General features: G+C 71.0%; 13 protein-coding genes. 9 read left to right on the plus strand and 4 right to left on the minus strand.

The annotated features are described in order from the left end of the window. The first annotated feature begins 1,054 nt into the window (after window positions 1-1,054). From Q1N79_RS02505 to Q1N79_RS02545, 9 genes are all read left to right on the plus strand, one after another. Window positions 1,055-1,408: a helix-turn-helix transcriptional regulator gene (locus Q1N79_RS02505; protein ID WP_300603722.1), complete on the plus strand. Its 354-nt coding sequence runs from the start codon at window positions 1,055-1,057 to the stop codon at window positions 1,406-1,408. 118 nt (window positions 1,409-1,526) lie between these two features. Next, window positions 1,527-2,819 carry an isochorismate synthase MenF gene (locus Q1N79_RS02510; protein ID WP_300603725.1) on the plus strand — a complete coding sequence of 431 codons (1,293 nt, stop codon included), beginning with the start codon at window positions 1,527-1,529 and terminating at the stop codon, window positions 2,817-2,819. An 8-nt stretch (window positions 2,820-2,827) separates the two neighbouring features. Further along, window positions 2,828-3,826 (plus strand): alpha/beta hydrolase, encoded by a 999-nt coding sequence (locus Q1N79_RS02515; RefSeq protein WP_300603727.1) that lies wholly within the window; start codon window positions 2,828-2,830, stop codon window positions 3,824-3,826. After that, on the plus strand, window positions 3,823-4,671 hold the full coding sequence (locus tag Q1N79_RS02520; RefSeq protein WP_300603730.1) for a bifunctional 2-polyprenyl-6-hydroxyphenol methylase/3-demethylubiquinol 3-O-methyltransferase UbiG: 849 nt from the start codon (window positions 3,823-3,825) through the stop codon (window positions 4,669-4,671). The genes Q1N79_RS02515 and Q1N79_RS02520 overlap by 4 nt, the downstream gene beginning before the upstream one ends. 253 nt (window positions 4,672-4,924) lie before the next feature. Next, on the plus strand, window positions 4,925-5,737 hold the full coding sequence (locus tag Q1N79_RS02525; protein WP_300603733.1) for a phosphate ABC transporter ATP-binding protein: 813 nt from the start codon (window positions 4,925-4,927) through the stop codon (window positions 5,735-5,737). 176 nt (window positions 5,738-5,913) lie between these two features. Next, window positions 5,914-7,089 carry a phosphate ABC transporter substrate-binding protein PstS gene (pstS, locus tag Q1N79_RS02530; RefSeq protein ID WP_300603736.1) on the plus strand — a complete coding sequence of 392 codons (1,176 nt, stop codon included), beginning with the start codon at window positions 5,914-5,916 and terminating at the stop codon, window positions 7,087-7,089. A 2-nt stretch (window positions 7,090-7,091) separates the two neighbouring features. Continuing rightward, on the plus strand, window positions 7,092-8,126 hold the full coding sequence (pstC, locus tag Q1N79_RS02535) for a phosphate ABC transporter permease subunit PstC (RefSeq protein ID WP_300603739.1): 1,035 nt from the start codon (window positions 7,092-7,094) through the stop codon (window positions 8,124-8,126). 2 nt (window positions 8,127-8,128) lie between these two features. Continuing rightward, on the plus strand, window positions 8,129-9,019 hold the full coding sequence (locus Q1N79_RS02540; RefSeq protein WP_300603742.1) for a PstA family ABC transporter permease: 891 nt from the start codon (window positions 8,129-8,131) through the stop codon (window positions 9,017-9,019). Window positions 9,020-9,021: 2 nt separating this feature from the next. After that, the gene (locus tag Q1N79_RS02545) at window positions 9,022-9,945 is read left to right on the plus strand and encodes a hypothetical protein (RefSeq protein ID WP_300603745.1); all 924 of its coding nucleotides are present in this window, start codon (window positions 9,022-9,024) and stop codon (window positions 9,943-9,945) included. On the opposite strand, the gene Q1N79_RS02550 is transcribed toward Q1N79_RS02545, so the two are convergent. The 4 genes from Q1N79_RS02550 to Q1N79_RS02565 all read right to left on the minus strand — a co-directional run. Then, on the minus strand, window positions 9,840-10,115 hold the full coding sequence (locus Q1N79_RS02550; RefSeq protein ID WP_300603747.1) for a hypothetical protein: 276 nt from the start codon (window positions 10,113-10,115) through the stop codon (window positions 9,840-9,842). The two genes, Q1N79_RS02545 and Q1N79_RS02550, sit on opposite strands and share 106 nt — an antisense overlap. Then, window positions 10,112-10,621, minus strand: a complete 510-nt coding sequence (locus Q1N79_RS02555; protein WP_300603750.1) for a MarR family transcriptional regulator — start codon at window positions 10,619-10,621, stop codon at window positions 10,112-10,114. Before Q1N79_RS02555 ends, Q1N79_RS02550 begins: the two co-directional genes overlap by 4 nt. Then, on the minus strand, window positions 10,618-12,069 hold the full coding sequence (locus Q1N79_RS02560) for an MFS transporter (protein WP_300603753.1): 1,452 nt from the start codon (window positions 12,067-12,069) through the stop codon (window positions 10,618-10,620). The genes Q1N79_RS02555 and Q1N79_RS02560 overlap by 4 nt, the downstream gene beginning before the upstream one ends. A 234-nt stretch (window positions 12,070-12,303) precedes the next feature. Then, window positions 12,304-13,335, minus strand: a 1,032-nt coding sequence (locus tag Q1N79_RS02565; RefSeq protein ID WP_300603756.1) for a G1 family glutamic endopeptidase, incomplete at its 5' end; no start/stop codon positions are given.

Here is a 13,335-nt window from a genome sequence, read left to right on the forward strand (position 1 = left end):
CGCGCCAGGCGCGGGCGCTGCCCCGCTCCCCCGCCGTCCGGACGTCGGCGCCGCCGACGCCGCCGACGCCGCCGACAGTTCCAGCGGGCCACGAGCAGCTCAGCCTCCTGTAACGACAGCCTCTCCTGTTACCCTTGGGGCTCGCGGAGGTTGCCCGTGGAGCGTCGTCCGCCGCGCGAGGGGCTCTGGCCCGAATCACGTGATCGTAACGGCCTGCTCGCCTCGCTCACGGCATCCATCCGTGAGCGATTTATCCTGTATATCATAATCTGCCCGGTTCTCGGTCGCCGCGATGTCCCGGCCCGCGGCGGATGAATGTGGCATCGAGCCGGTTATAGGCGGCTGACTGTCACATTTATCCGGCTGAGTGCTGCCAGGGCGGCCCCCGCTAGCGGCAGATCGGCGCGTTACCAGGACGCGACCTTCCCAAGACGTGAGACAGAGCCCGGGGTCCGATTTGCCGGGATTATGGTGGTCAGTCCCCTGTTGCCTGGCGGACCGGCCGCCGCCGCCAACCCGGCAGCAAGACAGGCCGCGGCGTGCGGCGGGCCGGGAGAAACGGGAACCGTGGGCCGGGGCGGGAGTGTGAAACGGGAGCCGGGAATCGCGAGCCGGGCGGGTGGCGGCGGCCGGGTGGCGGCGGGCGAGTCGCAGCAGGTCACGAGGCAAATGGGAACGGTCACAGAATATACGCCGACGGCGCGGGCGGCCTTTCGGGCGTTACTGCCGGGTAGCCCTTTTGGGCCGTATAGGAGAACTTGCTACTTATCGCGTCGCGCCGCCCGACATGACAGTGGAGCGAGTCGGGGCCCGGGGTCGGCTAAGGCGGTCTAAGGCGCACGAAAACGAAGGCTAGCAGCGGAAACTCGCCAGGCTGGCGGATTCAGCGCCGGGAAGCGGACCGCGATTGCGGATCCCACGCCGGCGGAGGCCACCGCCGAAAGAATGCGCGGTGAATAGGGTATCCGGGTCATCAGGGAGCCTTAGATATACGTGATGTCACGTTATCGCCGGATCGGTAGCAGGCGACCCCGGTGCGCGTAAGTATTTACCCATGACGAATCCGATGGAACTCATCGCCGAACCCGTCGCTGAGTTTCCTTGCCCGCCGCTCGGCGCGGCGGAGCTTTCGGCCGCAGACGCCGAACGCATGGCCGGGATGTTCAAGGCGCTCGCCGACCCGGTTCGGCTGCGGCTCTTCTCCCGGGTCGCCGCGCACCACAGCGGAGAAGCCTCCGTGTGCGACATACAGAACGTGGGAGTGTCACAGCCGACGGTCAGCCATCACCTGAAGAAGCTCAGGGAGGCGGGCCTGATTATCTCCGAGCGCAGGGGCACCTGGGTGTACTGCCGGGTCGCGCCAGGCGTGCTTCCCGCGATGGCCCGGATGCTCGCGCCGAAAGACTGACCGCGCAGGCGGCGGGGGGGTGAGCCGGGGGGTGAGCGGGAGGAATCGAGCGACGCAAAGGAGCGGCGGCCCGGCCACTCGGCCGCCATTCCTTACCTGACCATTACAATTGCCTCTCATGGCGGAGCCGTACGGGAACTATCGCGACACCGACGGACAGCCGGGCGGGGACTACGGAGGCGAGCACCTCGTGGTGCGCTGCACGGTGGTCCCCGATCCGGGCGATCTGCTCAGCAGGCTTCCCGAGCCAGCCGCCCTCGCGTGGATTCGGCACGGGACCGGGCTGGCGGGATGGGGCGAGGCGGCCCGGGTGACACTGCCCGCCGGCGAGGACAGGTTCACCGTCGGCGAGAAGTGGCTGCGCGAGGTGTTCGAGGGCGCGGACGTCCGGGACGAGGCCGGGCGCAGGGGATCCGGGCTTGTCGCGTTCGGCAGCTTCACGTTCGGCGACTGCTCAGAAGGCTCGGTGCTCATCGTCCCGCGCGCGGTGCTCGGGCGTGATGGCAGCGGCACCGGGTGGCTGACCACGATCACCCCCGCGGGCGAGCCCGCGTGGCACGCGGCGCGGCAGCGGGCGCTGACCGCGCCGGAACAAATCAGATGGCACGACGGGTCGCTGTCGGCGCTGGAGTGGGAGCAGGCGGTCGCCACTGCTGTGGGCCGGATCACCCGGGGCGACCTGCGCAAGGTGGTGCTCGCCCGGGACCTGCACGCGTCCGCCGCCGCGCCGGTCGACGCCCGGGTGCTGCTGCGCCGGCTGGCCGCCAGGTACCCGGACTGCTACACGTTCGCCTGCGCCGGGCTGGTCGGCGCGACGCCCGAGCTGCTGATCCGCAGGGACGGCCGCGAGGTGAGCTCGCTGGTCCTCGCGGGCACGATGCCGCGCGGCGCGAGCGCCGCCGCGGACGCCAGGCTCGCGGCGGAGCTCGTCGGCTCGGCCAAGGAGAACGAGGAGCACCGATACGCCGCCGCGTCCCTGCGCGAGGCGCTCGCCCCGCTGTGCCTGACCCTCGAACTGTCCACGGTGCCCGAGCTGGTCAGGTTCGCCAACGTGCAGCACCTCGCGACCCGGGTGCATGGCACGCTCGCCGTCGACCGGTCCGCGCTCGCCCTGGCGGGCTCGCTGCACCCCACCGCCGCGGTCGGCGGCACCCCGACGGACGCCGCGGTCGAGCTGATCAGGGAACTCGAGAGCATGGACAGGGAACGGTACGCCGGCCCGGTCGGCTGGATGGACACGAACGGGAACGGCGAGTGGGGCATCGCGCTGCGCTGCGCGCAGCTCGCCGGGAACCGGGCGCGGCTGTTCGCCGGGTGCGGCATCGTGGCGGGCTCCGACCCGGCCGCCGAACTAGCCGAGACCCAGGTGAAGTTCCGGCCGATGCAGACCGCGTTGGAGCAGGCCGACTAATGAGGCGCGTGGACATCTGGTCCGCGGCGCGCACGGACGTGCTCGGCACCCCCTACGAAGCCCTGGACCTGCCGCTCGGCGAGGACTTCGAAGGTCCCGTCGTCGCCACGCTCATCCGCTACCGGGCGGGCGCGGCAGGCGCCGGCCGGGATCGCGGCGGCGGGCGCGCGGTTCTCTACCTGCCTGGCTACAACGACTATTTCTTCCACAGGCACGTCGCGGAGTTCTTCACCGCCCGCGGCGTCAGTTTCTACGCGCTCGACATCCGTAAGTGCGGACGTGCCTGCCAGTCCGGCCAGACCCGGAATCTGTGCCATGCCATCGGCGATTATTTTCCCGAGATAGACGCCGCGGCCGACATCATAGGCACCGCCGACGGGAACGGCCGCCTGCTGCTGAGCGGCCACTCGACCGGCGGTCTCATCGCCGCGCTGTGGCTGGCGGCCGCGGCTGGCTCCGGTGCCTGGAGCCGGGTGACCGGCCTGTTCCTGAACAGCCCGTTCCTGAGTACGGGCGTGCCGCCCGGCGTCCAGGCGGTGCTGAACCCGACGCTGCGGCTGATCACGGCGCGCAGGCCCGCGGCCGCCTTCCCGCGCGGCATGTCCGGCCGCTACGGCCAGAGCCTGCACGTCGACTACGGCGGAGAGTGGGAGTTCAACAAGGACTGGAAGTCGACCGCGGGGACACGGCTGCGGCTGGGCTGGCTGGCGGCCGTGCACGACGGGCAGCGCCGGGTGCGGGCCGGACTGGGCATCCAGGTGCCGATCCTGGTCTTGTGCGCGGCACGGAGCTCGGGCGGGAAGGCCAGCCTGGAGGAAATGCGGCGCAGCGACAGCGTGCTCGATGTCGGCTCCATGGTCAGGCTGTCGGCCAGGCTCGGGGACGACGTCACGGCCGTGCCCATCGACGACGCCTGCCATGATGTGCTGCTGTCCTGCGCGGCGGCGCGCGATCGCGCGTTCGCGGTCCTCGATGGCTGGCTGACCGCGCTACCCGGCATGGCATGAAGAGAGGTGACGAAACGGTGGCCGACTACCGGGAAATCAACCGGGCGAACTGGGACGAGCGGGTGCCCGCCCACGTGGCGTCGCCCGGGTACGCCGTCAGCCGGTTCACCGCCGACCCGGGCTTCCTCAGCCACGTGGTCCGGTTCGACCTGCCGCGCCTTGGCGACATCGCCGGGCTGCGCGGGGTTCACCTGCAGTGTCACATCGGCACCGACACGGTGTCGCTGGCCCGGCTCGGCGCGTCGATGACCGGCCTGGACTTCTCCGCGCCCGCCGTCGCGGCGGCCCGCGAACTCGCCGCCGCGACCGGGGCCGACGCGACGTTCGCCGAAGCCGAGGTCTACGCGGCGCCCGACGTCCTGGGCAGGGGCGGCTTCGACCTCGTGTACACCGGCGTCGGCGCGCTGTGCTGGCTGCCTGACATCCGCCGCTGGGCCGGAGTCGTCGGCGCGCTGTTGCGCCCGGGCGGCCGGCTCTTCATCCGCGAAGGCCACCCCATGCTCTGGGCGCTTGACGACGAACGCGCCGACGGCCTGCTCGTGGTCAGGTACCCGTACTTCGAGCGCGCCGAGCCGATGGTGTTCGACCAGGACGGCACCTACGTCGACACCGACGCGGCCTTCACGCACAACGTCACGCACGTGTGGAACCACGGCCTGGCCGAGATCGTCACGGCGCTGCTCGAGGCAGGACTGGCGGTCACCGCCCTGGCCGAGCACGACAGCGTCCCCTGGGACGCGCTCCCCGGGAAGATGGCGCGGATCGGGGACGGGGAATGGCGCCTCGCCGACGACCCGTCCAGGCTCCCGCACAGCTACACGCTGCAGGCCGTCAAGACCGGGTAGTCCCCGCCGGGGAACCGGCTTGGGCTGGGGAGACGGCCGGGACCGTTCGGGGAAATCATCTTTTTTATCCTGAACGAAAGGTTGCGGCTGCATGGCGCGCAGGTGAATTCCCGCCGGTTCGCCGCGCCTGGTCTCGACTTGTATCTGTTATAGAACTACTTTCCTATCTGTGATAGAAGTAATTAAAGTTCTGCTACAGAGGCAAACAGCGAGGGAATCACCAGCAATCCGCAAGCTGAGGGCGAGGCAGCCGATGCCGATTGATTCTGACCCGACCGAACGGACCGCCGCGGGCCCCGCCCCCGCGGCGGGAGCGGTCGGCATGTCGGCCGTGGACCTGACGCTGGGCTACGGTCCGAACACGGTGCTGCGCGACGTGACGCTCGACTTCCAGCCGGGCAAGATCACGGCGCTGCTCGGCCCGACCGGTTCAGGCAAGTCGACCCTGCTGCGCACGCTGAACCGGATGAACGACAAGATCACCGGCTACCGGCGCACGGGCGACGTCACGCTCGGCGGGCTGAGCATCTGGTCGCCGGCGCTGCACCCGATGGCGCTGCGCCGCAAGGTCGGGATGCTCTTCCAGCGGCCGAACCCGTTCCCGATGTCGATCGCCGACAACGTGGTCGCGGGCGTGCGGGCCTACGAGCGGGTGCCGCGCGCGCAGCTGCGGGACATCGCCGAGCAGCGGCTGCGCGCCGTGGGGCTGTGGGACGCGCTGTCCGGGCGGCTGAAGGACTCGCCGTTCCGGCTGTCCGGCGGCCAGCAGCAGCTGCTGTGCCTGGCCCGGGCGCTGGCCGTCAAGCCGGGCGTGCTGCTGCTCGACGAGCCGACCTCCTCCCTCGACCCGGTGGCCACCGAGTCCATCGAGCGGCTCATCCGCGGCCTGACCCCGGAACTGACCATCGTGATCGTCACCCACAACCTCGCCCAGGCGCGGCGGGTGGCGCATCGCACGGTGTTCCTCAACAACGGCCGGGTCGTCGAGCACGGCGAGACCGGCCAGATCTTCGGCAACCCGGCCGAGGAGGAGACGGCCCGCTATGTCAGCGGCCATTTCGGCTGAACAACAGGCTTTCCCCCGGTCGCGAGCGCCCGGGGGAAAGGACCGCCGGCCGCGTTGCAGCGCGACCGGGCGGATGTAGCTGCCGTCAGCGTTCGCGCACGGCAGGGACACAACCCCGCACGTAACGGACGTGCGAACACCTAGCAAGGAACAGCTAACAAAGGGAGTATCCCACGGTGGCAACGAGACAACGCACACCTCATAAGTCAGCCAGCAGGCTGGGGCGCCTGGGGCACCTAGGGCGCCTGGGGCGCCTGTCCCCGCCGGCGATCGCCGCCCTGGCCGCGATCGCGCTCGCGGCCTGCGCCAGCTCATCATCGTCGTCTTCATCCTCGGCTCCGCCCTCGTCGACGGCGCTGCCGACCGCTCCGGCGTCGTCGTCGGTGTCGCTGTCGGAAACCGGCAGCACGCTGCTTTACCCGTTGTTCAACCTGTGGGTGCCGGATTACAAGACCGCTTACCCGCAGGTGACGATCACCACGGCGGGCACCGGGTCGGGCACGGGCATCTCGTCCGCGGCGGGCGGGACCGCGGACATCGGCGCGTCCGACGCCTACCTGTCGCCGTCGGACGTAAGTCAGTACCCGACGCTGCTGAACATCCCGCTGGCGATCTCGGCGCAGATGGTCACCTACAACCTGCCGGGCTTCACGGGCACCCTGAAGCTGAACGGAACGGTCCTCGCCGAGATGTACCAGGGCACGATCACCATGTGGAACGACCCCGCGATCGCGGCGCTCAACCCGGGCGTGACGCTGCCCGCCATGAAGATCGTCCCGCTGCACCGCTCGGACAGCTCAGGCGACACGTTCCTGTTCACGACCTACCTGTCCGACCAGGATTCGGCCTGGTCGAGCTCGGTCGGCTACGACACGACGGTGGCGTGGCCGTCGGTGGCCGGCGAGCTGGCGTTCAAGGGCAACAGCGGCATGGTGGCCGGCTGCCAGGACAACCCCGGCTGCGTCGCCTACATCGGCATCAGCTACAAGTCCAAGACCACCGCGGCGGGACTCGGCGAGGCCGAGGTGGCGAACGGGGCCGGCCAGTACGAGCTGCCCACCGCCGCCACGATCGCGGCGGCGGCGGCGAGCTTCTCCTCGATCCCGGCCAGCGGCGCGATCTCGCTGATCGACAGCAAGGCGTCCGGCGCCTACCCGATCATCAACTACGAATACGCGATCGTTAACTCAACCCAGCCGAACGCGACCAAGGCGCAGGACATCAAGGCCCTGCTCTACTGGGCGATCACCACGGGCAACTCAAGCAAGTACCTGTCCCAGGTGAACTTCCAGCCGCTGCCCTCGACGGCCCTGGCGGTCTCCGAGGCCCTGCTCGCGAAGATCGGCAGCTAACGATGGCCGGCCCCGCGCCTGTGCGGGCGGCCCTGCGTGCCCGGCTGAGCGAGGCCGGGCTCATCCGGTGGCTCGGCGGGGCGGGCGCGCTGATCCCCGCGCTCGCGCTCGCCTTCATCCTCGTCTCCCTCATCCTCGAGGCACTGCCCGCCATCCGCCTGAACGGCTGGAGCTTTTTCACCTCGAGCGCGTGGAACCCCGGCAGCGGGTACGGGGCGGTCATCATCACCGACGGCGTCCGGCACCCGCAGGGCTCCGACTTCGGCGCCGGGCCGCTCATCGTCGGCACGCTTGCCAGCTCGGCGATCGCGCTGGTCATCGCGGTCCCCGTGTCGATCGGCGCGGCGCTTGTCATCGTCGAGCGGCTGCCGCGCCGCCTGGGCAACCTGATCGGGGTGTTCCTCGAGCTGCTGGCCGGGATCCCCAGCGTGATCATCGGGCTGTGGGGCGTGCTGACCTTCGGCCCGTTCATCTCCAGGTACGTCGCCCCGGTCATCGCGCGGAACATGCCGGACGTCCCCGTGCTGAAGTTCTTCGGCGGCAGCACGGGCACCGGCCTCGGACTGCTCAACTCCGGCCTGATCCTCGCCATCATGGTCATCCCGATCATCGCCGCCACCGCACGCGACCTCATCAGGCAGGTGCCGATCCTGCCCAGGGAGGGCGCGATGGCACTCGGCCTGTCCGACTGGGAGTGCGCGCGGCGCGTGACGCTGCCCTGGGTCGGATCGGGGATCATCGGCGCGATCGTGCTCGGCCTCGGCCGGGCGCTCGGCGAGACGATCGCGGTGGCCATGGTCTCCGGGTCCATCACGGGCTCGTACCCAAGCAACGTCTACTCGGCGATGACCACGTTCGCCGCCACGATCGTCAACCAGCTCGACGGGGCGCTCGGCGAGGCGACCGGGTTCTGGCTGAAGACGCTGGCCGAGTGCGCCCTCGTCCTGATGGTCATCACGCTGGCGACCAACGTGGCGGCCCGGCTGCTCGTGCGCAAGGTTTCCGGCACCGCGCTTCCCGTGGGACGGGGGCTGTAGCGATGAGCGGCCGCGATCTCATCAGTGTCCGCAGGCCGGGCGACATGCCCGCGGTGTCGCTGCGGCGCAGGCTGGCGAACGCCGCGTTCTGGATCCTGTGCTTCGGGTGCCTGGCCCTGGTAATAGCCCCGACCGTCTGGCTGGCCGGCGGCGTGATCGCCAGGGCGGTCCCCCATTTCCAGTGGAGCGTGCTCACGACGGTGACGTCGGGAAACGGCGGCGGGCTCGAGAACGCCATCACGGGCACCCTGGCCATCACCCTCGGCGTGCTCATCGTCTCCGGCACGGTCAGCCTGCTCACCGGCATCTACCTCGCCGAGTTCGCGACCGGCAGGCGGCGCAGCTTCCTGCGCGGCTGCTATGAGGTCCTCGCGGGCATCCCCTCGATCGTGCTGGGATACGTCGGCTACGTGGCCCTGGTGGTCCGCTTCCACTGGGGATACGGGCTGCTGCCCGCGGTCCTGGTGCTGTCCGTGCTCGCCATCCCCTACATCACCAAGGCCGTGGAGACCTCGCTGGCCCAGGTGCCCGTCTCCTACCGGGAGGGCGCCGACGCGCTCGGCATCCCGCTGGGCTGGACGCTGCGCAAGATCGTGCTGAAGGCCGCCACGCCGGGGATCGTCACCGGGCTGCTCGTGGCCCTGGCGGTCTCCGTGGGCGAGACCGCGCCGCTGCTGTACACCGCGAACTGGTCGGTCAGCAACCCGTCGCTGGCGCTCACCCACTCGCCGGTGGGCTACCTCACCTACGCGATCTGGGCCTTCTACGACGATCCCGCTCAGTCGTCGGTGTACCTGTCCTACGACGCGGCTCTGCTGCTGTTCGTCATCGTGCTGGTGATCATCTCGGTCGGCCGGGTGGTCACCACGATCTCGCGCCGGCACGCGGAGTGATCATGCCGGAACCCGACGGGCGGCCTGGGCCCGGGACCCGTCCCCGGAGCCGGCTGCGCGGCGGGGACCAGCCGCGCCGGGCGGCCGAGGTGCTCGCCGACCGGATCGCCGCCACGCTCACCGGTCACGAGCCCGGCTGGCGGCTGCCGCTGCCTTCGGCGCTGGCCCGCCGGCACAGCGTCGGCATCGCCGAGGTCAACGCCGCCGTCGACGAGCTGGTTTCCCGCCAGCTGGTCCGCCGCGCGGCGAGCGGCCAGCTGTACCGGGCGAGCCCGGTGGAGTACCTGATCCCCCTGGAGGGCACGGCGCGGCTCGGCACGCGCGTCGACCCGATGAGCGGGACCCTCACCTGCCTCAACTACGGCGTGTCCTGGCGGCCGCCACCAGAAGACGCCGCGTGCGCGCTCAAGATCCCCGCCGGCGAGCCCGTCTGCGTCCTGCAGCTCGCGTGGGCGCTGAACGGCATGCCCGCCGCGGTGACGACGACCTACCTGACCAGGCACCTGGCGCACCCGCGCGTCCCCGCGGACTGGCTCGCGGCGGCCGCCGGGCGCGGCGTGCTGCCGCTCGTCCTGCCCGGCGCCGGGTACCTCGGGAACCCGGGAACCCGCCCAGACTGCATGCCGTACTCGGCGGCGGTCCAGATGCAGCTGCCGCCGCCGTCGGTGGCTCGCAGGCTCCGGCTGCCGACCGGGCAGCTGGCCGTCCTTGTGACGGTCATGTTCGGCTACGGCTCCGGGCAGTGGCCCGCCGCGATGACCGCCGCCGTGCTCCGCCCGGACATGTTCCGGATAGTCGTGGATACGGCGCCGCCGGGCGATCAGCCCAGCCAGCCGCGCGCCGCGAGGCCGAGCAGGCACACGAGCAAGAAGTCCACCGCGAAGACGGCCGTGATCAGGCCGCCGATGTCGGAGGACCGCCCCTGACGGCGCACCAGCGCCTCCCACTGGGCCGCGCCCGCCGCCGCGACGGCTATCACGCCGGCGGCCACGAACTGCGCGTTCGGGTGCAGCGCGAGCGTCACGGCCGCGCACAGCGCGGCGCCGACGGCCACCGCCTGCCAGAACGCCGCGGGCGGCCACGGACGGGGCGTCATGGACCCGGCTCCGCCTGCGCGCCGGGCGTGTCGGCGAGCCGGTCGACGGCCCGCGCCAGGGCATCGAGCGCGGGCCCGGCGGCGGTCAGGGCCCGGCGCTGCCTGGCCGGCAGCGTGGACAGGGCCAGGTGCAGCACGGCGGCGTTGGTGGCCTGCCACGCGAGCACCGCCTGCTGGCCCGCCTCGGTCGCGGTCAGCTCGACGGCGCGACGGTCGCCCTCGGCGGCGACGCGGCGAACCATGCCCCGCGCGGTGAGCGCGTTGACGATCGTCGTGACGGTATTGGGCCGCATGTTCAGCAGCCGGGCCAGCTGACCTGGCCGCGAGCCGGGATGCTCGGCCAGCGCGGCGAGCAGCTCCAGCTGTGCCACGGCCAGCGTGTTGCCGGGGTCGGCGACACGCGCGCCGCGGCGCAGCGCGCGGCGCAGCCGGGCGATTCCCTCGGCCAGCCCGTCCGGCCGGACTCCGCCCTCGCCGGCGGCCGGGCCGGAATCAGCGGAACTCACCGTTGGCCGTCCGTTCCCGCGGGCTGCCCGCTGCCAGTTGCGCCCGGGGCGGGTGCCCGGACGGCGTGCGAACCGGCCCAGGCCGCGGCGAGCGCGGCCGCCGCCAGCGCGGCCAGGGCAAGCGCCGGGCCGGCGGACCGATCGGCGAGCAGCGTCCCGGTGTGCAGCCCCAGCGTCACGACGGCCACGCCAAGCGCGGTGCCGATGCCACGCGTCATGTTCACCATCCCGCCACCAGTCGCGGCCTCCCGGGCCGGGAGCGCCGCCATGATCTCGGCGTTGTTAGCCGGAGTGTAGACTCCCAGGCCCACGCCAAGCAGGCCGAGCAGCACCACAGATACCGCATGCGGCGCGGGAACCGCCAACGCGGCGGCGCAGCCGGCCGCTAGCAGGCCCCCCGCGGAGCACCGGCGGCGGTTCGGCCAGCGCTTCGGAAGCAGCCGGTCGGACGCCACGGCGGCGGCACCGAACCCGGCCGGCAGCGACGTGAGCAGCAGCCCCGCGTCCAGGGCGCTGCCACCGTGATCGATGATGACCTGCGGGAACAGCACCAGCGGGCCGAACAGGACCAGGTAGGCGCACAGCGCGCCGCCAAGCGCGGGGGCGATCCCGGCGGTCGCCAGCGCCCGCAGGTCGAGCAGCGGTGCCGCGGACCGGCGCTCCCAGCGCCACAGGCCCGCCCCCGCGGCCACCGCGATCGCCGCGCAGCCGGCCAGCGCCCAGGCCGGCACGCCCAGTCCTGACAGCGAGGAGATGGCCAGCATCGCCGCCGCGGCCGTGGTCGCCAGCAGGACCATCCCGCCCGGGTCCGTGCCCCCGCGGGCGGCCCGCTGGCGGGTGCGCGGCAGCAGGTACCAGCCCGCCACCACCCCCACCAGGCCGACCGGGACGTTCATGAGGAAGATCCACCGCCAGCCGGCCGCCGCGATGAGCAGGCCCCCCGTCACCGGGCCCGACGCGAGGCCGACCGCCTGCGCGGCGGCCTGGACTCCCAGCGCCGCCCGGCGCGAGGGCCCGGGCACGCTGGTGACCACCAGGGCGACGCTGTTCGACTGCAGCATCGCCGCGCCGGCCGCCTGCACCAGGCGCAGCCCGATCAGCATGGCCAGCGAGGAAGCCAGCCCGCACGCCGCCGACGCGCCGGCGAACACCACGAACCCGTACAGGTACGACACCTTGCGGCCGGCCCGGTCCGACCACCGGCCCGCCGGCACGAGCAGCGCGACGAGCGCGAGCAGGTACCCGAGCGAAACCCATTGCACCCCGGCCAGGCCGGCGTGGAACTGCCGCTGCAGCGCCGGGAACGCGACCGTGACGACGCTCGCGTCCAGCTGGCCCATGAAGGCGCCGAAACAGACCGTTCCGACCGCGAACCACGGCGCCATGCGCTGCCTGCGAACCGCCGCGGGCCGGGCCGGCTCGCGCAGCAGCGCGGCGACTGACGGCATCAGGCGAGCTCCGCTTGAGCCCGCGCGGTCCGGATCGTGTTCGCGCATGCTTGCGCGAGTCTTGCCATCATCGCTCCAGCTGCATCTGTTACAGAACTATTATTAGTTCTAGTACAGAACTTATTTTCTGGCAAGTCGGGTGCCGCTAGCGATGGGATGCCCCATGATCTGCGGGAGCTCAGGTCGCGGACGGGGCCCGCGCCTTCGTCGCCAATCTGGAGGGGCCGGCAAGCCCTAGCTCTGCGTCACCCACTTCACGGAGTAGGACCAGCCCCGGCCGTTGTTGTAGGACAGCCGCGAGTTGTCTGCTAGCTGCTTGCCGCTCTTGGTGTCCTTCATGATCCACTCGTAGTACTTCCAGGGGCTTTGCACGTCGCCGACCTGGCTGATGTAGATCCCGGTAAAGGTGACAGGCGGGCTGTACTTCGCCAGCCCGTGACCCAGGAGGGCGACGGGGTTCTGGCAGTGGAGGATGTGCAGGATCGAGCAGGCGGGCTGGTCTTCGACGATTGCGCCGGCCTGGCGGGCGATAGTGTTCAGCGCGGCGCCGCCGCCGCTTGTCTCGGTTGCCGACCAGGACGCGCCGTCCGTGTCGTCGACGATATCGAAGGCGAATGTCCGCGGCACGCTGGCGTTCGGGTCGAGCGGCTGGGTCACCTCGAGTTCCACTGAGGCGTAGATCATGTCGCCGGGATGAACGGCCACGCCGGAGATCACCTGCTGGTTGTTACCCTTGGGTCCGGGTATCTCCCAGACGGCGTAGTCAGAGCGCAATCCGTCTGAGCACTGGGAGACGGTGCCGATCTGCGGCAGCCATGCCGTTTGCGGCTTCGCCCTTATCGAGGAAAGCCCGCCCCACATGCCTACCCACACGGCCACGCGCGGGGCGCCGAGGGCCGGGCAGTCAACCTTCAGCGGGATTTTCCAGCTGGCCTCGACGTAATTGATGTAGCCACTGGCCGGATATGCGGAATACCCGGACCAGATATCCTGCGTCAGCGTCGGCGTCTTGCCCGGCGGTATCGTCCCGGCCTGCGCCGGAGCGGCGAGCAAGCAGCTTGTAAGGCTAAACGCGCCGATTACAGCCGAAGCGATGAACCGACGTCTTCCTCGGGAGACCTCCCCGATCTTGCCCAGCATTTCCCCTCGCCGAATTTGCCAGTAACTGCCCGATTGGCGGCCTTCGGCATTTATCGTGTCATGTCCGGCAGCTGATAGCCATAGGTCATAAGGACTAGTAAACAACGCCAGGCCCGTTTTCCGTGC

The organism is Trebonia sp. (assembly GCF_030042015.1).
Taxonomy (GTDB): domain Bacteria; phylum Actinomycetota; class Actinomycetes; order Streptosporangiales; family Streptosporangiaceae; genus Trebonia.